The 19,485-nt window shown below is 64.1% G+C and carries 18 protein-coding genes; 15 read left to right on the top strand and 3 right to left on the bottom strand.

Annotated features, from left to right (window positions below; all coding sequences use genetic code 11):
- Together H351_RS19750 and H351_RS19745 are read left to right on the top strand one after the other, a co-directional pair.
- A complete protein-coding gene (locus H351_RS19750; protein ID WP_244891375.1) occupies window positions 1-630 on the top strand; it encodes a TetR/AcrR family transcriptional regulator in 630 nt (209 codons plus the stop codon).
- 233 nt (window positions 631-863) lie between these two features.
- Entirely contained in the window at window positions 864-1,409 is a 546-nt protein-coding gene (locus H351_RS19745) for an alpha/beta fold hydrolase (protein ID WP_003942671.1), read from the top strand.
- A 77-nt stretch (window positions 1,410-1,486) separates the two neighbouring features.
- On the opposite strand, the gene mtr is transcribed toward H351_RS19745, so the two are convergent.
- Both mtr and H351_RS19735 read right to left on the bottom strand, forming a co-directional pair.
- The gene (gene mtr / locus H351_RS19740; RefSeq protein ID WP_021333011.1) at window positions 1,487-2,863 is read right to left on the bottom strand and encodes a mycothione reductase; all 1,377 of its coding nucleotides are present in this window, start codon (window positions 2,861-2,863) and stop codon (window positions 1,487-1,489) included.
- A complete protein-coding gene (locus H351_RS19735; protein WP_020907416.1) occupies window positions 2,860-3,909 on the bottom strand; it encodes an alpha/beta hydrolase in 1,050 nt (349 codons plus the stop codon). Before H351_RS19735 ends, mtr begins: the two co-directional genes overlap by 4 nt.
- Before the next feature lie 146 nt (window positions 3,910-4,055).
- Between H351_RS19735 and mqo the strand changes: the two genes are divergently transcribed.
- The 10 genes from mqo (at window position 4,056) to H351_RS19685 (ending at window position 15,458) form a co-directional block, all read left to right on the top strand.
- A complete protein-coding gene (gene mqo, locus H351_RS19730; RefSeq protein ID WP_020907417.1) occupies window positions 4,056-5,594 on the top strand; it encodes a malate dehydrogenase (quinone) in 1,539 nt (512 codons plus the stop codon).
- Between the two features lie 11 nt (window positions 5,595-5,605).
- The gene (locus H351_RS19725; RefSeq protein ID WP_003942808.1) at window positions 5,606-6,082 is read left to right on the top strand and encodes a GNAT family N-acetyltransferase; all 477 of its coding nucleotides are present in this window, start codon (window positions 5,606-5,608) and stop codon (window positions 6,080-6,082) included.
- A gap of 224 nt (window positions 6,083-6,306) precedes the next feature.
- On the top strand, window positions 6,307-8,271 hold the full coding sequence (locus H351_RS19720) for a magnesium chelatase subunit D family protein (RefSeq protein ID WP_037119394.1): 1,965 nt from the start codon (window positions 6,307-6,309) through the stop codon (window positions 8,269-8,271).
- Between the two features lie 21 nt (window positions 8,272-8,292).
- Window positions 8,293-8,907, top strand: coding sequence for a cob(I)yrinic acid a,c-diamide adenosyltransferase (gene cobO, locus H351_RS19715; protein ID WP_019748043.1), 615 nt, complete (start codon window positions 8,293-8,295; stop codon window positions 8,905-8,907).
- Window positions 8,901-10,277, top strand: coding sequence for a cobyrinic acid a,c-diamide synthase CobB (locus H351_RS19710; RefSeq protein ID WP_029255167.1), 1,377 nt, complete (start codon window positions 8,901-8,903; stop codon window positions 10,275-10,277). The genes cobO and H351_RS19710 overlap by 7 nt, the downstream gene beginning before the upstream one ends.
- Before the next feature lie 13 nt (window positions 10,278-10,290).
- Window positions 10,291-10,674, top strand: coding sequence for a cobalamin biosynthesis protein (locus H351_RS19705; protein WP_051636469.1), 384 nt, complete (start codon window positions 10,291-10,293; stop codon window positions 10,672-10,674).
- The gene (cobA, locus tag H351_RS19700; RefSeq protein WP_029255169.1) at window positions 10,671-11,897 is read left to right on the top strand and encodes a uroporphyrinogen-III C-methyltransferase; all 1,227 of its coding nucleotides are present in this window, start codon (window positions 10,671-10,673) and stop codon (window positions 11,895-11,897) included. Before H351_RS19705 ends, cobA begins: the two co-directional genes overlap by 4 nt.
- Before the next feature lie 11 nt (window positions 11,898-11,908).
- Window positions 11,909-13,405, top strand: coding sequence for an MFS transporter (locus H351_RS19695; protein ID WP_020907421.1), 1,497 nt, complete (start codon window positions 11,909-11,911; stop codon window positions 13,403-13,405).
- Between the two features lie 80 nt (window positions 13,406-13,485).
- Window positions 13,486-13,914: a CBS domain-containing protein gene (locus tag H351_RS19690; protein ID WP_007735005.1), complete on the top strand. Its 429-nt coding sequence runs from the start codon at window positions 13,486-13,488 to the stop codon at window positions 13,912-13,914.
- Between the two features lie 35 nt (window positions 13,915-13,949).
- A complete protein-coding gene (locus H351_RS19685) occupies window positions 13,950-15,458 on the top strand; it encodes a protein adenylyltransferase SelO (RefSeq protein ID WP_029255170.1) in 1,509 nt (502 codons plus the stop codon).
- A 12-nt stretch (window positions 15,459-15,470) separates the two neighbouring features.
- On the opposite strand, the gene yaaA is transcribed toward H351_RS19685, so the two are convergent.
- Window positions 15,471-16,214: a peroxide stress protein YaaA gene (gene yaaA, locus H351_RS19680; RefSeq protein ID WP_007735009.1), complete on the bottom strand. Its 744-nt coding sequence runs from the start codon at window positions 16,212-16,214 to the stop codon at window positions 15,471-15,473.
- Window positions 16,215-16,269: 55 nt separating this feature from the next.
- Here yaaA and H351_RS19675 point away from each other — a divergent pair, with 55 nt between their 5' ends.
- From H351_RS19675 to H351_RS19665, 3 genes are all read left to right on the top strand, one after another.
- Window positions 16,270-18,015 (top strand): proline--tRNA ligase, encoded by a 1,746-nt coding sequence (locus H351_RS19675; RefSeq protein WP_029255171.1) that lies wholly within the window; start codon window positions 16,270-16,272, stop codon window positions 18,013-18,015.
- 79 nt (window positions 18,016-18,094) lie between these two features.
- Complete coding sequence (locus H351_RS19670) at window positions 18,095-18,766, top strand: O-methyltransferase (RefSeq protein WP_029255172.1); 672 nt, start codon at window positions 18,095-18,097, stop codon at window positions 18,764-18,766.
- A 22-nt stretch (window positions 18,767-18,788) separates the two neighbouring features.
- Entirely contained in the window at window positions 18,789-19,448 is a 660-nt protein-coding gene (locus H351_RS19665) for a rhomboid-like protein (RefSeq protein ID WP_021343988.1), read from the top strand.
- The last annotated feature ends 37 nt before the right edge of the window (window positions 19,449-19,485 follow it).

The following is a 19,485-nucleotide window of genomic DNA, read 5'->3' as shown; positions in this document are numbered from 1 at the left end:
GTGGACGAACGCAGAGATCGACGCATCGGCACCGTCGGAGTGGGGCGCCCTCGAGATCCGCAGGTGGACGACGCCATTCTCACCGCCGCCCGCGAGTTGCTGGCGGAGCAGGGTTACCAGAAGACCACGATCACAGCCATCGCGCGACGGGCTCAACTGGGCACTGCCGCAATTTATCGGCGCTGGGCGACCAAGGAATCCATCATCGAGGATGCGGTCTTCGGAATGCAGGATGCTGCGCTACCGGTGACCACGTCGAATTTGCGTGACGACATGCAGGCCTGGACGAGATGGTTCCTCGCGAGAGTTGCCGAACCGGCAACGCGCGCAGCGATTCCCGGCCTGCTGTCGGCCTACCATCAGGAAGACGGCGCCTACGAACAACTGGTTCGGAGATCGGAAGACCCGGCCCGGCTCGCGCTCGCCGAGCGCGTGCGTGTCGAGTTTCCCGAGCGGTCCGACGCGGAAATCGCGTCGACCGCCGATGTGGCCTTCGACATTCTCGTTGCAACCACCATCGTGCGGGGCCTCACGAGTGGCCTCGCCGACGGTGACGCGTTCTGCGCGCGCACTGCGGACGCACTGGTTCTGCTGGTTACGTCGACGGGAACCGAGATCAGCCGGCAATGAGGGGCTGACCGAGGCGCTTCCTCCGGTCAGGCGCTCGTTGCTTCGCCCACCCCCCACCTCGAGCGAACGGTACGTCGGTCGCCTCAGATGCGCCGAAAGCCACTTTCGCTCAGGGGAGAGGCGGTGCAGAGCGAACAAATCGGACTCGCCGGCGGTGGTGAGAATGTATGAGTGGTCATACTTCTGTCGACTCCAGGGTCCTCCACAGTGTGGATCGCGTACCGTTTCCAGACATGGAATTGACTCGAGTAGCGGTGGGCAGTGGTTCGTGCACCGTTCGGATCGACGGGCCGGTCAGCAAGCATGCGGTACTCCTGCTCCCCGGCAAGGGCGACCCCGTCGACTTGTACGACGATGTGTGTGAGCGACTGCACCATTCGGATCTGCGGACCGTCGCGGTGGAATCGATCGAGAATCTCGACGAGACCTCGGCAGTGGTACTTCTGGACGAGTTGAACATCGCCTGGGTGAATCTGGTCGGTCACCGGGAGGGCGCCGATCTCGCGTGGCTGTTGGCTGCACGTCAGTTCGGCCGCTTCGCGAGTTTGATCGCCGTGGACCGTGGACATCCGTCGGCGAGCGATATTGCCGGCGTACCGCCGGTCGAGGTTCCGACCACCGTAGTCGTGGGCAGTGGAGGTCGGGCCATCGCCGACGCCAGCGGTCGTTTCGTGTACTCCGACTTCCGCGTGACGGAACTTCCGGGTGTCGACGACGTCGTCAAGTCGGCACCGGCCGAACTCGCAACCGAGATCGTGCTGCGTACCAGCCCCTGGTGAAACTCTGACCTACGAAAAGGCGGGCACTCCCACTGCGCGGAGTGCCCGCCTTTTCGGCGTCATTAGGGCTGCGGGGCTCAGATGTCGAGGCCGAGCAGCGCGTTCTCGACCACTTCGGCCAGGGCCGGGTGGATCCAGTACTGGCCGCGTGCCATGTCCTGAGCTGACAAACCGAAGCTCATCGCCTGAATGAGCGGCTGGATGACGGTCGGAGCCTGCGTACCCATGACGTGGGCACCCAGGATGCGTCCGGTGCCGCGTTCGGCGATCACCTTGCAGATGCCCTCCTGATCCTCCATCGCCCAGCCGTACGCGACGTCGCCGTATGCCTGCACCTTGACGGTGATGTCGAGTTCGGCGTCGCGAGCCTGCTTCTCCGTCATTCCGACGTCGGCGATCTGCGGGTCGGTGAACACGGCTGCCGGCACGAAGCGGTGATCGGTGCTGCGAAGCCCGGACGTGTCCTTCCAAGCGTCCTGAAGCAGGTTGTGCTGAACAACGCGCGCTTCATGGTTGGCGACGTGCTTGAGCTGGTACGGCGACGAGACGTCACCGAGTGCGAAGACGCCCTCGGCGGTGGTGCGTTGGTATTCGTCGACCACGATCGAGCCCTTGTCGTCGAGTTCGACGCCGGCCTTGTCGAGACCGAGTAGATCGCCGTTGGGCTGGCGGCCCACTGCTACGAGAAGGACGTCACCGGAAACGACTGTGCCGTTTGCCAGTTCGACGGCGATTTTGTCGCCGTCGCCGCGTACCGACGTGAGGGGGGAGCCCAGATGGACGTCCCACTTCTGTTCGGCCAACTCGGTGAAACGCTCGGAGATCTCGTCGTCGAGGTGCCGCAGCAGTCTCTGGCTGCGACCGATGATCGAGACGCGAGAACCCAACGCGGAGAACACGTGTGCGAACTCGGTGGCGATGAATCCGGAGCCGACGATCACCAGGTGCTCGGGAAGTTCGGGCAGTCGCATGATGTCTTCGTTGGTGTAGTACGTCACACCGCTCGACGCGATCTCTTCCGGGATGATCGGACGCGAACCGGCAGCGATGACCACCTGGTCGGCGGTGATCGTCTCGCCGGTTCCGGTGTCGATCGTCTTGTCGCCGGTGAACGTGGCGTGGCCGCGGTAGACGGTGGTGTTGGGACTGTCTTCGCTGCGGTACCGCTCACCACCTGCGGAAATGGGATCGATGCGGCCGAAGACGCGCTTGACGATGTCGGACCAACGGACGCCGTCGAGCGTGGCGTCGACGCCGTACTTCTCGGCAGTGGTGATGGTGCGTGCCACCTCGGCGGCGTAGACGAACATCTTGGTCGGGATACACCCGACATTGAGACACGTTCCGCCGAAGGTGCCCTCTTCGAGGATTGCGATCTTCTTGCCGTCGAACCGCTCGTCGGGCAGCGAGTTTCCGGATCCGCTGCCGATGATTGCAAGGTCGTAGTGCGTCACTGCGCGATCTCCTGTGTGTTGCTTGCTGTGCTTGCCGAACTTTCTGCGGCCGGAGTGAGGTGGCCGTCGAGCCACTCCAACCACAGGTCGAGTTCGGAAAAGGCTGTGGCCAAGGGCTTCTCGGTCGAAAGAAACACGTCGTGACGGGCGCCGTCGATCGGGACGATGGTGGTGCGATCGCCGAGGCAACCCGCCCAGCGTGCGATCTGCTTGACGTCGAGAACGGAATCGGCGAGGTCGACGCTCGGGTTGTACGCCTTGGCGAACTGCGACTTCTTCGAGCGCAGAATCAGCGCAGGCACTCCGATGTCGAGGCCGCGGTGAAGTTTCGCGTGACCCGCTCGGACGGCCCGCATCCAGCCGAAGGTGACGGGGCAGCCGGCCAGCGGCTTCCAGTCGAGGTTGTAGTCCCACACTCCGTTTGCCGAAACATGAAGGCTGGAACCGTAAGTCGGTAGTCCGGTTCCCGGGATCACCGTCTTCGCCGATACCCGCCCGAGGGCGTCGATCGCGGTGGTTCCCACGTTACGCACCACCGAGGGGCCCTGAAGATCGAACCAGGGACTGTTGAGCACCAGCCCGCAGATTCCGGCGCCGTCGCTGCCACCGGGCTTGCGCTGCAAACGGTTCAGCCACAGCGGAACGATCAGACCGCCGGTCGAGTGCGCCATGAGCAGCACCTCGCTCCCGTCGGTCTCGCTGCGGACGATGCGCAGCGCCTCGTTCAGTTCGGCGTCGTAGAGCGCAAGGTCGGAGACGTAGTGCGCCGTGTGTCCCGGCTTGAGGGATCGCCCGCACTTGCGCAGGTCGAGTGCGAAGAATGCGTAGCCCTGCTCGGCAAAATGCTCGGCCAGGTGCTTCTGGAAGAAGTAATCGGTGAATCCGTGCACGTACAAGACGGCACGACGTGTCTTCACCGCCTCCTTCCGCGGTTGGTAGCGGACCAGTGTTGCGTCCACCTCGCCTTCGCCGTCCGGATCCGTTCCGAGCGGGATCGTCAGCTGCTGATATCCGTCACCGAGGACGTCTGGAACCCAAGTAGTCACAAATCACAATCTAATCGTCGTTTCGGGTGCGCGTTGTAGAGCACAATTGGGGGTGGTGAACCGCGCGAGTACGCACGGGTAACCTATTCGGCGTAACACAGCAGGCGGATGCGCGCACGGCTAATGACAAGGAAGTCGATTCTCCAGTGTCGAATCAGAACGCGGTAGAGACGAAGACGGATGTAGTGCTCGTGGGCGCAGGCATCATGAGCGCCACGCTGGGTGCATTGCTGCGCCAGCTGCAGCCCGATTGGTCGATCTCGACCTTCGAGCGGCTCGATGCCGTCGCAGCCGAGAGCAGCGACCCCTGGAACAACGCGGGAACCGGTCACTCCGCCCTGTGTGAGCTCAATTACACCCCGGAGAACTCCGACGGCACGGTCGACATCAAGAAGGCCGTCAACGTCAACGAGCAGTTCCAGGTGTCCCGCCAGTTCTGGGCACACGCGGTCGAGCAGGGCGTCCTGACCCAGCCCAAGGAATTCATCAACCCCATCCCACACGTGAGCTTCGTTCACGGTGAGGCCAACGCCAAGTACCTGCGTGCTCGCTACGACGCACTTGCCGGCCACACGCTCTTCCGCGGCATGGAGTACATCGACGATCCGGCCGAGTTCAGCGAGCGTTTGCCGCTCATGGCCAAGGGACGCGACTTCTCCGATCCCATCGCCCTGAACTGGAGCCAGGACGGCACCGACGTCGATTTCGGAGCGCTCACCAAGCAGCTCATCGGCTACATCGGTAAGACCGGCGGCAAGATGTACTTCGGCCACGAGGTCACCAACCTGACCCAGAACTCGGACAAGTCCTGGACCGTCAAGGTCACCAACCGTCGCACCGGTGAAAAGCGCACCGTTCGCTCGCGCTTCGTGTTCGTCGGTGCCGGTGGCGGCGCCCTGCACCTGCTGCAGAAGTCCGGCATCAAGGAAGCCAAGGGCTTCGGTGGCTTCCCGGTCAGCGGTGCTTTCCTGCGATGCACCAACCCCGAACTCATCGACCAGCACAGCGCCAAGGTCTACGGCAAGGCTGCCGTCGGCGCCCCGCCCATGTCGGTGCCGCACCTCGACACCCGTGTCATCGGCAACAAGCCGGGTCTGCTGTTCGGCCCATACGCCGGATGGTCGCCGAAGTTCCTCAAGCAGGGTCGCGTCACGGACCTGCCCGGCTCGGTCAAGCCGAACAACATCCTCTCGATGCTCGGCGTCGGCGTCAGCGAGCTCGGCCTGGTCAAGTACCTGGTCAGCGAACTCGCCAAGAACGAAGCCGGTCGCATCTGGGATCTGCGTGAATTCGCGCCCAAGGCGCAGGCTCAGGACTGGGAGCTCATCACCGCGGGCCAGCGCGTCCAGGTGATCCGCCGTGCCAAGGGCAAGGGCGGCGTCCTCGAATTCGGTACCGCTGTGGTCGCCGCTGAGGACGGCTCCATCGCCGGCCTGCTCGGCGCTTCGCCCGGTGCGTCCACGGCCGTCCCGGCGATGCTGGACGTCCTCGAGCGCTGCTTCCCGACCGAGTTCCAGGGTTGGAAGGGCAAGCTTCGTGAGATGGTTCCGTCCATCGGCGTCAAACTCACTGACAACGAAGGCCTGTTCAACCAGGTCTGGGATTGGTCCTCGAAGGTTCTCGAGCTCGATTCCGCTGGTGCTTCCGAATCGGCTCCGGTCGCGGATACCGTCGCGACTGTGTGATAGTCCAACCCATGACGGCAACAGCAGCTTTGAAGCGTTCATGGGCACTCGACCTCGACAACAAGACGTTCTACGAGTTGTTGAAGCTTCGAGTGGAGGTCTTTGTCGTCGAGCAGGCCTGCCCGTATCCCGAGTTGGACGGGCGGGACCTGCTGACGGAAACACGCCACTTCTGGCTCGAGCAGGACGGCCAGGTGGTGTGCACACTCCGTCTGCTCGAAGAGCACGACGACGGAAACAAGAGCTTCCGAATCGGACGCCTCTGCACGTCGCGTCAGGCTCGCGGCCAGGGCCACACGACCCGCCTCCTGCAGGCCGCACTGGCCGAGGTCGGCGAAGCGCCGTGTCGGATCAACGCCCAGACCTACCTGGTCGAGATGTACGCCAAGCACGGATTCAAGGCTGACGGCGAAGAGTTCATCGAAGACGGCATCCCGCACACCCCGATGCGCCGTGGCGGGGGAGAGCCTTTCGTGGCTGTCAGCTAGTTTGTCGGAGATTTGACCCTGGTCGGCTCGTGGAAAAGCGAGCCGACTAGGGTTTTTTCGATACCGAATGTTCGCGGGGAAGTCCTGTTCGATCCAGGCGCGGTCCCGCCACTGTGAAAGATCTCTCCTCTACCGACTGACCGGGAGATCTCAGCCAGGTTGCCGCGACATTCGAGTGCAGCCAAATTCTCGGCGAGGAAACCGAGAGGTGGAGGGATATCGACGTGCGAAGTGAAGAAGATCGATCAGTGGCGGGCTTCCCGTTCAGTGCTGTGGTCGGCCAGGATCAATTGCGGTTGGCGCTGATTCTGTGTGCTGTGCATCCGGGGATCGGTGGAGTCCTGGTCCGCGGTGAGAAGGGAACTGCCAAGTCGACGGTCGTGCGCGCGCTGACTGCGCTGCTGCCCGCGGTCGACGACGCCGGAACGACACGACCGGCCCGCTTGGTGGAACTGCCCGTCGGCGCCACCGAGGACCGAGTGATCGGGTCCATCGACCTCGAGAAGGTTCTCCGCGACGGTGAGCGCGCTTTCCAACCTGGACTGCTCGCCGCCGCTCACCAGGGAGTTCTGTACGTCGACGAGGTGAATCTGCTTCACGACCACCTGGTCGACGTGCTTCTCGACGCCGCGGCGATGGGTCGCGTTCACATCGAGCGTGACGGAATCTCCCATTCGCACCCGGCTAAATTCGTACTCGTCGGCACGATGAATCCCGAAGAGGGAGAACTGCGTCCGCAGCTGTTGGACCGTTTCGGACTGGCGGTCGATGTCGCAGCTTCCCGCGACGTCGACGTACGCATGGAAGTGGTGCGTCGCCGGCTCGACTACGAGCGCGACCCCGAGGCGTTTGTCGCTCGGTACGAATCCGCCGATGAGGAGCTCGCGGCCGAAATCCTCACGGCGCGTGAGAAACTGGACTCGGTCGAGCTGAGCAACCGCGAGCTGCGTCGTATCGCCTCACTGTGTGCGTCGTTCGACGTCGACGGTATGCGCGCGGACTTGGTGCTGGCGCGCACCGCGACCGCCCACGCTGCCTGGCGAGGCGACAGTGAGGTCACTGCGGAGGATGTGCGAGTGGCTGCGGAACTGACGCTGCCGCATCGCCGCCGCCGCGATCCGTTCGACGAGCCCGGCTTGGATCAGCAGCAGTTGGACGATGCACTCGAGCAGGCCGATCAGGACGCCCAGTCGCAGGTCGAGGACGACGCGCGCGACGGAGAGCCCGAACCTCCCGAGAATCCCGAAGACCGTGGCCCTGACGAAGACCGTGGCCCGGAAGATGGTGGCCCCGAAGAGGGCGGTCCTGACGACGAGGGTCCGGACGACGACGGCCCGGAAGACCCTGACGGACCTGGTGGGGGAGTATGCGCTACCGATCGCCCCTCGGCGCCACCGGCCGGCGAATTCAAGGCCAAGCTCCTCGAGGTTCCTGGTGTCGGCGAAGGTGCACCGGGACGCCGCTCGCGGTCCATGTCGTCCCGTGGACGAGTCGTGCGGTCCACGCGGGAACGTGGCCACGGATTGCATCTGACGAGCACGGTCTTCGCCGCAGCCGAGTCTCAAGTTGCCCGTGGTCGCACTGCTGGACGGCTGCGGCTGGCACCTGCTGATCTCCGCGGCGCGATTCGTGAAGGGCGAGAAGGCAATCTGATCGTCTTCGTTGTCGACGCGTCGGGGTCGATGGCAGCACGCGACCGCCTCTCCGCGGTCACCGGTGCGGTTGTCTCGTTGCTCCGCGACGCCTATCAGCGCCGCGACAAGGTCGCGGTCATCACTGTCCGTGGTCGTGAAGCAGAGCTCGTACTGCCGCCGACCTCTTCGGTGGACATCGCCGTCCGTCGCCTGCAGTCGATGCGTACCGGCGGCAAATCCCCACTCGCAGAGGGATTCCTGCGTGCTCGCGAAGTGGTTCTGCGGGAACGGCTTCGTGACCCGCAGCGCCGCGCCCTCGTCGTCACGCTCACCGACGGCCGGGCTACCGGAGGCAAGGACGCGCTGCATCGCGCCCGCGTAGCCGCGCATCTTCTTGCCGATGCCTCCGTCGCGTCCATCGTCGTCGATTGCGAGACCGGCCTCGTGCGTCTGGGGCTCGCAGCCGAGTTGGCCCGAGAACTACGTGGCGGTTACGTCCGCCTTGCCGAATTGTCAGCGCAGCAGGTCGCGGGTGTCGTCCGCGCCGCAGCCTAGATCCCAGCTCAGGAGTTCACGATGCCCAAGGGTGTTCCCGAGACAGTTCCCGACGACGGTCTGACCACGCGTCAGCGTCGTAACGCGCCGGTACTTGCCGTGCACACCGGCCCTGGAAAGGGTAAGTCCACCGCCGCTTTCGGCATGGCGCTGCGTGCCTGGAATCAGGGTTTCGACATCGGCGTGTTCCAGTTCGTGAAGAGTGCCAAGTGGAAGGTCGGCGAGGAAGCCGCGTTCCGCGCGCTCGGAAACCTGCATGACGAAACCGGCGTCGGTGGGCCGGTGCAGTGGCACAAGATGGGCGAAGGTTGGTCATGGACACGCAAGGCCGGTAGCGAGGAAGATCATGCTGCTGCCGCTGCGGAAGGTTGGCAGGAGATCGCGAGAAGGCTTGCAGGCGAGGAGCATCGATTCTATGTCCTCGACGAGTTCACGTACCCGCTCAAGTGGGGTTGGGTGGACGTGGACGAGGTGGTGCAGACACTGCGCGATCGCCCAGGCAACCAGCATGTTGTCATCACGGGGCGTGATGCCCCGCAGGCACTGATCGACGCCGCCGACCTCGTGACCGAGATGACGAAGATCAAGCACCCGATGGATGCCGGCCGAAAGGGTCAACGGGGCATCGAATGGTAAGTCCTTCCACTCCGGCCGTGGTGATCGCCGCTCCTGCCTCGGGTAGCGGAAAGACCACGGTGGCAACGGGATTGATCGGCGCGCTGCGACGGTCCGGTAGCAGCGTTGCACCCTTCAAGGTGGGGCCGGACTACATCGACCCGGGTTATCACGGACTCGCGGCAGGGCGGCCCGGACGCAACCTCGACACTGTTCTGGTCGGCCCGGATCGCATCGGACCGCTCTACCGGCATGGAACCGCCGGCTGTGACATCGCCGTGGTCGAAGGCGTCATGGGTCTGTTCGACGGAAAGATCGACGAGGCCAACTCGCAGCCGTCGGCGGAGGGATCGACGGCGCAGGTAGCGTCGATCCTCGGTTCGCCGGTAATCCTCGTGATCGACGCCCGTGGGCACAGTCAGAGTCTGGCCGCCGTACTCCACGGCTTCGCGACCTACGACGCAGGTGTGCGCATCGGCGGCGTCATTCTCAATCGCGTCGGGAGCGCTCGTCACGAGCAGGTGTTGCGTCATGCGTGCGACAAGGTCGGCGTCGCAGTGCTCGGAGTTGTGCCACGGTTGACGGAACTCGAAGTTCCCTCCCGGCACCTCGGTCTGATTCCGGCGGCCGAGCACGGCGCCGCCGCTGTGGCCGCAGTGGACGCGATGTCCGACTTGATTGCCTCGCACGTCGAACTGGACGCTGTTCGTGCACTGGCCGCCTCGAACGTGGGTGAAGCTGCATGGGATCCGGTTGCCGAGGTCGGCGCACAAGCCGAGTCTCGTCCCGTGGTTGCCATGGCGGGCGGCCCGGCCTTCACCTTCGGCTATGCCGAGCACCGTGAACTCCTGACTGCTGCCGGCGCGGACGTGCAGGTGTTCGACCCGTTGCGGGACGAGCTTCCCGCGGGAACTGCTGCTCTTGTCCTTCCTGGCGGGTTCCCGGAAGAGCATGCGGTGGACCTCGCGGCCAATACCGTTCTGCTGCAGCAGGTTCGTGACCTGGCGGACGGCGGCGCACCGATCCACGCTGAGTGTGCCGGTCTGCTCTACCTCGCTCGCAGCTTGGACGGTCACAGCATGGCCGGTGTTGTCGGGGTGGATGCCACATTCGGGAAACGCCTGACCCTCGGGTACCGCGAAGCAGTGGCGATCAGCGATTCCACCCTCTTCGACGCAGGCTCCCGCGTCACCGGTCACGAGTTCCACCGAACGTCTCTCGTCTCGGCGGACGCGGACGGTTGCGGAAGTGCGTGGGGATGGCGGCCCTGGGACGGCGGCAGTGTCCGCGAAGGATTTGTTCGCGGCGGCGTCCACGCGTCGTATCTCCACACTCATCCGGTGGGGCAGCCCGAATCGATCGCGAAGTTCGTCGATGCCGCACGGGGATGACCTCTGTATAGGCGTGGGATTCACGTCGAGCGCCACCGCGAAGGACATCGTCGCTGCGGTGAACGCGGTGCTGCAGGAGCGAGCGAGGATCGTGGTCCTCGCCACTGCGACCGGCAAGGCGGCGTCTGCAGCTCTGCTCGCTGCCGCCGATGAACTGAACGTCCCGATTGTGAGTTTCGACCCGGACGTACTTGGGCGAGTTCAGGTTCCGTCACCGTCGACTCGCGTCGAGCACGCGATCGGGACGGCAAGCGTCGCGGAAGCGGCGGCGATCCTCGCCTCCGGGGGCGGCCCGCTCCTAGTGGCCAAGACTGCCAGGGATGGAGTGACCGTGGGGGCGGCCCGTAAAGTTCCCTCCAGCTTGACCAATTCTGACGACGAAACGGAGTGCGAGTGAGCGAGTCCACCGCAGACGAGACCAACTACTTGGTCGGCCTCAACCTGACCGATCGACGCGTGGTCGTGTTCGGTGGCGGCACTGTGGCTCAGCGCAGACTCGGACTGCTGGTCGCCTCCGGTGCCCGTGTTCACGTCATCAGTCGCGCGTTCACTCCAGCCGTCGAAGGTATGGCCACGGCCGGGCAGATCACCGTCGAAGAGCGCCCGTACGCCGACGGCGACCTCGAAGGTGCGTGGTATGCCATCGCCTCGACCGACGAGCCGGAAACCAATGCGGCGATCGTCGCCGAGGCGGAGCGTCGCCACATCTTCTGCGTGCGCGCCGACAACGCGAAGCACGGCACCGCGGTAACTCCCGCCAGCGCCGAGTACGACGGTATGAGTATCGGAATTCTTGCCGGCGGCGATCACCGTCGTTCGGCAGCAGTCCGCACCGCGGTCGTCGAAGGTCTTCAGTCGGGCGTGCTCGCCGACACGGCCGAGCCGGCCGCTGCGGGCGTTGCTCTCGTCGGTGGTGGCCCCGGTGACCCCGACCTGATCACCGTGCGCGGACGCCGTTTGCTCGCACGCGCTGACGTCGTCGTGGCCGACAGATTGGCTCCGCCGGAGTTGCTCGCCGAACTGGGTCCCGACGTCGAGGTGATCGACGCCGCCAAGATCCCGTACGGCCGTGCCATGGCTCAGGAGGCCATCAACGCCGCGCTGATCGACAACGCGAAGGCAGGCAAGTTCGTGGTCCGCCTCAAGGGCGGGGACCCGTACGTCTTCGGGCGGGGATACGAAGAACTCGAAGCGTGTGCCGCTGCCGGCGTTCCCGTGACCGTAGTGCCCGGAATCACGAGCGCGATCTCGGTCCCGTCGGCCGCGGGCATCCCGGTGACCCACCGCGGTGTCACCCACGAGTTCGTCGTCGTCAGTGGGCACGTGGCTCCGGATCATCCGGATTCGCTGGTCGACTGGTCGGCACTGGCCAAGTTGCGCGGCACGATCGTGCTGCTCATGGCGGTCGAGCGCATCGATCAGTTCGCCAAGGTACTCGTCGACGGTGGACGCCCGGCAACCACGCCGGTCACCGTCATCCAAGAGGGCACGCTGCGCACTCAGCGTGAACTTCGGGCCGATCTGGCGACCGTTGCTCAGCGCGTCAAAGACGAGGAGATCAAGCCTCCGGCGATCATCGTGATCGGGCCGGTCGCGGGCTTTTCCGTCGACGCTGGGTAACGTGAAGTCTTGTGTCTGATTCCCCAACATCTGAAACCGCTTCGGCGAATGCCCCGGTAGCCACTCGAGTCATCGGGCTCGCCATCATCGTCCTGAGTGGTTTGCAGATGATGGTGGTGCTCGACGGCACCGTCGCGAACCTCGCGCTGGCGCCATTGCAGGCAGACCTCGGGCTGAGCGACAGTGGTCGTAATTGGGTGTTGACCTCGTACGCGCTTGCGTTCGGTGGGCTCATGCTCCTCGGCGGTCGCCTCGGTGACGCGTACGGGCGCAAGAAGATGTTCATCGCGGGAGTCTCGCTGTTCACGGTGGCGTCGTTGCTCTGTGGTCTCGCCCTGAACGAGGGCATGTTGATCGCAGCGCGGGCGCTTCAAGGTGTCGGCGCAGCCGTAGCGTCGCCCACCGCCTTCGCACTTGTTGCCACGACTTTCGCCGCGGGTCCGGCTCGTAATCAGGCCATCGCGATTTTTGCCGCCATGACGGGCGTCGGATCGATCGCCGGTCTGATCATCGGCGGCGCATTGACCGAGGTGTCGTGGCGTCTGATCTTCCTCATCAACGTCCCGATCGGCATCGCGCTCGTCGGCATGGCGTTCCGCGCCCTTCGCGAGACGAATCAGACGCGTCTGGCTTTGGATGTCCCCGGCGCGATCCTCGCGACCCTCGGTTGTACCGGTGTTGTTTTTGCTCTCACCGAAGGCCCGGAAATGGGATGGGGGAGTATCGCCGTCATCGGTGCATTGGCGGCCGGACTGGTCGCCCTCGCTGCCTTCCTCTTCGTCGAGCGAACTGCGGACAACCCGCTCTTGCCCTTCTCGTTGTTCGCCGATCGCAACCGTGTCGCGACGTTCCTCGCCATCTTCTTCGTCGGTGGCGCGATGTTCAGCATGACGGCCTTCGTCGCACTGTTCGTGCAAGACATCATGCAGTATTCGCCGTTGCGTGCCGGTATCGCGTTCATTCCGTTCGCGTTCGGATTGGGCGCCGCCGCGTCGGTTGCTTCCAAGCTCGCCGTGAAGGTTCAACCCCGTTGGCTGGTCCTCACCGGCGTCGTGATCATGATCGTCGGACTCCTCTACGGATCTACTCTCGATTCCGATTCCACCTACCTGGCCAACTTGTTCGTGCCCGTGATCGGGATCGGATTCGGTATCGGCCTCGCGATGGTGCCCTTGCCACTGTGCGCGATCGCCGGTGTGCCGGAGACCGAGATCGGCCCGCTGACGGCCATCGCTCAGGTTGCCCAGACGCTCGGTGGGCCACTGGCGCTGTCGGTGATCGGTGCGATGGCGACGTCGAAGACGCTCTCGCTCGGCGGCACTTCGGGCAAGGCAGCGGACATGAATCCGGCGCAATTGATCGCACTCGGAGAGGGATACACCTTCGCACTCGTGGGCTGCGCGGTCTGCGCGGTGTTCGCCGGTATCGCGGCGCTGTGCATCAGGTTCACACCTTCTCAGGTAGCCCAGGCTCAGGCTGCGGAGAAGGCAGCTCAGGGAATCGCCTGATCAGTCCTGTTTTTCCGCTTCGCTAGCCGATACGATCGTTGCAGGACGTGCCGAGAGTCTCGACGAATCGGGGTGCCGTGATGCGGATCGCGGACATATTGCGAAACAAGGGCAACAGCATCGTCACGATCGACGCCCATACAACGGTCAACGGGTTGCTGTGCGATCTTGCCCGCCACAACATCGGAGCCATGGTGGTGGTCGACGACGACGCGGTGGTCGGCATCATCTCCGAACGCGATGTCGTTCGACGCCTGCACGAGCGTGGCCCGGACCTTCTCGGGATCCAGGTTTCCGAGGTCATGACCGCTCTGATGTACACGTGCGTTCCGGCAGACGCGGTGGACAGCATTGCCGCGATCATGACCGAGCGTCGAATCCGACATCTGCCGGTGATCGAGGACGGCAACCTCCTCGGCATCGTCAGTATCGGTGACGTGGTGAAGAGCCGCATCGACGAGCTCAAGAGCGAACGCGATCAGCTCGAGTCGTACATCGATCAGGGCTGATCGATAGGTTGTCGCACGGTGACTACTCTCGTGTGATGGCCGCATTCCAGGAATCCACAGCAGGCACGGTCACCATCGTGGCCGGCCTCGAGAGCACCTTCGCCGACGAACTCGGCGCTCTGACGGTGCCGTGGCAAGGTGCTGCCGCGCCCGACCCGCAGTTGCTCGTGCTGAACGAGCAGCTGGCTGCGTCGTTGAGATTGGACGTAGCAGCGCTGCGAAGTGTGGACGGGATCTGCGTCCTGTCCGGTTCGACGGTGCCGGTCGGGGCCACACCGGTGGCGATGGCATATGCGGGTCATCAGTTCGGTGGGTACGCACCAATTCTCGGGGACGGTCGGGCTTTGTTACTCGGCGAACTCGTCAGCAGCGCCGGGCAGCGAGTGGACTTGCATCTGAAGGGCTCCGGGCGCACGCCGTTCTCTCGGGGCGGCGACGGGTATGCGGTCGTAGGGCCGATGCTGCGCGAATATCTCGTCAGTGAGGCGATGAATGCCCTCGGTGTCCCCACTACGCGCGCGCTGTCGGTGGTGGCGACGGGCCGAGACGTTCGCCGCAACGGCGCAGAACCCGGTGCCGTGCTTGCACGGATCGCGTCGAGTCACCTACGCGTTGGGACCTTCGAGTTCGCGGCCCGGCAGGGCGAGGTATTGCAGCCGCTCACTGATTACGCGATTGCCCGGCACTACCCGGAGCTGACCGAACTTCCGGCAACGGGTACACACAATCGCTACCTGAAGTTCCTCGAGGCGGTGGTTGAGGCGCAGGCATCACTGGTGGCGAGGTGGATGCTCATCGGTTTCGTGCACGGGGTCATGAACACCGACAACACGACAATTTCGGGGGAGACCATCGATTACGGTCCGTGCGCCTTCCTCGACGCGTTCGATCCGGCGGCAGTGTTCAGCTCGATCGACCACGGGGGCCGCTATGCATTCGGTAATCAGCCCGCTGTACTGAAGTGGAACCTGGCGCGCTTGGCAGAAACACTGTTGCCACTGATCGATTCCACACCCGACGAAGCAATTTCCGCGGCGTCAGCAGTTCTCGAGACCTTCGACGAGCGCTACGAGGGTCACTACGCGGCCGGTCTCGCGGCAAAGCTCGGTCTGGCCCAGCCGTTTGTCGATCGGGCGCTCGTCGACGATCTGCTGACGTTGTTGGCGGAACACGGTGCTGATTGGACGGGCAGTTTCCGCGCTCTCGCCGACGTATTGCGCGGAAATTCGGTGCCTCTCGACAACCTCGTGCCACGGGAGCACATCGCGCCCTGGTTGCAGCGGTGGCAGGGAGCCCTGACCGAAAACGGATACGGGGCCGCGGAGACCGCGAGCGCGATGGATCGCGTCAACCCGCTGTACATTCCGCGTAATCATCGGCTCGACGCTGCCCTGCGCGCCGCGACCGACGGCGACCTCGCTCCATTCGAGAAGCTGCTGGAGGTTGTCGCGCATCCATTCGACCGACGCGACGAGTGGGCTGACTACACCGAGGCGGCTCCGCAGTCTTTCAGCGAAACATTCCAAACCTTCTGTGGCACTTGACAGACGAAGCCATCAATCCGTCAGGATGATCAATTCGCGCTCCGACGCGATTTCGACGCGCAAGCCCGCCTTCGACGCCACCCGCGCAACACCCTTGATGTCGGTCGGTTCGGCGCGCGAGACCACAAGGGCGCGCGCGAGCAGACCCTTGTGGTGCTTGTTGAAGTGACTGACGACAGTGCGGGTGCCGTCCGGCTTCTCGGTGAGGACCGTTGCGATCAGTGCGTCCGGAACCGGTCCGAGGTCTTGGTAGGTGCCGGACCGTAGATCGATGACAAGGCCGTCGGCTTCGGCCGCCAAGGCCTTCGGCAACTCCGGCTTCCACAGTGAGCGGAGCGTGCCCATCCCGGGCAGCTTGGACCCGCCGGAAAGGCGGTAGGCGGGGATCAGATCTCCCGCACGGACTGCACCGAACAGAGCGGAGCCGATCGCGATCCGATCGAGAGCCTTGGCCTTCTGGGCACGGGTGAACGACTTGGCGTCGAGGGCGTCGAAGAGCACCCCGGTGTAGCGCTGCAGCGCGGGCCGCGTCGCGGACACCCACAGCTTGGCGTTGCGTTCCACTTCGTCTGCTTGCGTCGGACCGAGCCCGAGCGCTTCGCACGACGCCTCGACGTCAGCGGCCAGATCGACCAGCGTCTGAACCAGCAATTCGCGCGTTTCGGTCAACTGTGGCATCGACAGTTCGGCCAGATCGAGGGGCGCATCCTTGCCGCCGTCGGACTTGGTTTCTGAGGGAGGCAGCAGTACAAGCACGCTGTAACCGTACCGAGGCCCGCTCGGCCGACTGCGGCGACTATCCTTACACCTCGTGATTACCCGTCTGTCCCACCTGTTCCTGCGTACCCTGCGTGACGATCCCTCGGACGCCGAAGTTGCCAGCCACAAATTGCTGGTTCGTGCCGGCTACGTGCGTCGTATCGCTCCAGGCGTCTACTCGTGGTTGCCGCTGGGATTGCGGGTGCTGCGCGAGGTTGAGCGTGTTGTCCGCGAAGAAATGAATGCCATTGGTGGGCAGGAAATTCTGCTGCCTGCTCTGCTCCCGCGCGATCCGTACGAGGCGTCGAACCGCTGGACCGAGTACGGCCCCAACCTGTTCCGCCTCAAGGACCGCAAGGGCAACGACTACATGCTCGGCCCGACCCACGAGGAGCTCTTTGCTCTGACGGTCAAGGGTGAGTACAACTCGTACAAGGACTTCCCGGTCACCCTGTACCAGGTGCAGACCAAGTACCGCGACGAAGAGCGTCCGCGTGCGGGCATTCTGCGTGGTCGCGAGTTCCTCATGAAGGATTCGTACTCCTTCGACCTCAGCGACGAAGGTCTGACGGAGTCGTACCAGGCGCACCGCGGTGCCTACGAGAAGATCTTCACGCGTCTGGGCGTCAAGTACGTCATCGTCTCGGCCACCTCCGGTGCGATGGGCGGCAGCGCGTCCGAGGAGTTCCTTGCCGAGAGCGAGATCGGCGAAGACACCTACGTACGCTGCCTCGAATCCGGCTACGCCGCCAACGTCGAGGCCGTCAAGACTGTTGTTCCCGACTCGATTCCGTTCGACGGGCTGCCCGAAGCGAAGGTGTACGACACCGCGAACACACCCACCATCGACACGCTCGTGGACTGGGCGAACGGTGCCGACCTCGGCCGCACCATCACCGCCGCCGACACTCTCAAGAACATCATGGTCAAGACCCGCCTGCCCGGCGGCGAGTGGGAACTGCTCGGTATCGGCATCCCCGGCGACCGTGAGGTCGACGAAAAGCGCCTCGAAGCTTCGCTGGAGCCGGCCGAGTTCGTGATGATCACCGAGACCGACTTCAAGAACAACCCGTTCCTGGCCAAGGGTTACATCGGCCCGAAGGCACTGCAGGCCAACGGCGTTCGCTACCTTGTCGACCCGCGCGTCGTCGACGGCACCAGCTGGATCACCGGCGCCGACGAAGACGGCAAGCACGTGGTCGGCCTCGTTGCCGGTCGCGACTTCACCCCTGACGGAACCATCGAAGCCGCCCAGGTTCGTGACGGCGACGCCTCTCCCGACGGCGCCGGCACGCTGGTCTCGGCTCGCGGTATCGAGATCGGGCACGTCTTCCAGCTCGGCCGCAAGTACACCGATGTCTTCACCGTCGACGTCCTCGCCGAGAACGGCAAGCCCGTCCGCCCGACCATGGGTTCGTACGGCGTCGGCGTCTCGCGTCTGGTGGCCGTCATTGCCGAGCAGCACCATGACGAGAAGGGTCTGCGCTGGCCTGCCGAAGTTTCACCGGCCGACGTCTACCTCGTCATCGCGAACAAGGACGAGACTGCACGCGAAGGCGCCGAAGGCCTCGCCGCGCAACTCGACCGTGCCGGACTCGAAGTAATCCTCGACGACCGCAAGGCATCCCCGGGCGTGAAGTTCAAGGACTCCGAGCTGATCGGCGTTCCGCTGATCGTTGTCGTCGGCCGTGGTTGGGCCGACGGCAAGGTCGAGATTCGCGACCGCTTCACCGGCGAGAGCCGTGAGATCGACGCCGACTCGGCGATCGAGGAGATCATCAGCGCAGTTCGCGGCTGATTCGAATAGTCGTCTGGGCCGCCGCAGCCACCTTCCGAGGTGTCTGCGGCGGCCCTTCTTTTCTGCCACAATCGTGGCTATGGAACGCGAACCGGATTGGGCAGAAGTCGACGGTTACCTTGTCTCCACGTTGGTAGGTGAAGATCCGGTTCTCGACGCGGCACTCGCCGCCAACTCCGAGGCCGGCCTCCCTCCGATCGACGTGGCGCCGAACCAGGGCAAGCTCCTCAACCTTCTGGCGCGAATGTGCTTGGCGCGCAATGTCCTCGAGATCGGAACGCTCGGCGGATACAGCACGATCTGGCTCGCTCGCGCGGTCGGCCCCTCGGGCCAAGTCATCACGCTGGAATTCGATCCCACTCGTGCGGATGTCGCTCGGGCGAATATCGAGCGCGCCGGCTTGGCTGACCGTGTCGACATCCGCGTCGGGGCCGCGCTCGACAGCCTCCCGTCGATCGCGAAGGAAGAGTTGGGACCTTTCGACTTGGTCTTCATCGACGCCGACAAGGAGAACAACACCGAGTACGTGCGGTGGGCGTTGGCCCTTTCGCATCCCGGAACCGTCATCATCGTGGACAACGTGGTGCGTGGGGGACATGTGTCCAACCCGGATATCGACGACGAGCGCGTCAAAGCGAGTCGAGCGGTGTTGGAGATGATCGCGGCCGAGCCGAAACTCGACGGCACCGCCATTCAAACCGTGGGTTCGAAGGGGTGGGACGGGTTTGCCGTTGCAGTAGTGAACGAGTGAGCGCAGACTCGAAGCGGTGAGGATGCTGGGGGCAGCAAAGGCGGCATGGCGATGGGTGCGCAGTGCTCCCGGTACCTATGTCTGGTTGCTTGCCCTGCTGTTCACCACGCTGTTCCTCCGGCATCTGCCTGACAATGTCGAGGAGCGTTTTCTCGGCAAGCGCTCGACCAATCTGCATCACCTGGCCGAAGACCCGCTACGAGTCCTGTTCTCGAGTGCCTTCTGGCTCGAAGGTGGCGGTTGGTTGGGATACCTGGTTCTCTTCACCATCTTTCATGCAACGGCTGAGCGTTGGCTCGGGACGTGGCGGTGGCTGTGTGTTGTCGTCATCGCCCACGTCGGAGCCACGTACATCAGCGAAGGTGTTCTGTACGAAGGTATTCGGCACGGATACGTGGCGGAGTCGGCGGTCAACACTCTCGACGTGGGAGTGAGCTACGGTCTGGCCGGCATCATGGGGATTCTGGTGTACCGCATCGTCGATCCGTGGCGATACGTCTATCTCGCGGGGCTGTTGCTCTTCTACGGTGTACCTCTGATTTTCGCCACCAATTTCACCGCCATCGGCCACATGTCTGCGTTGTTGCTGGGATTGGCGTGCTATCCGATCACGCGTGCTCGGGCGGGCACGTGGAATCCGATGGACCTGTGGCATTCGCGAAGAATCGCAGGTCTTCCATGAATCGCACCGCGGAAAGTTACCCGCTGGTAGTTTAGCG

It is taken from the genome of Rhodococcus erythropolis R138 (assembly GCF_000696675.2).
In the GTDB taxonomy this organism is placed as follows: domain Bacteria; phylum Actinomycetota; class Actinomycetes; order Mycobacteriales; family Mycobacteriaceae; genus Rhodococcus_F; species Rhodococcus_F erythropolis.
Note: the sequence above shows the minus strand (reverse complement) of the source record. Positions and strands in the feature narration are given on the sequence as shown.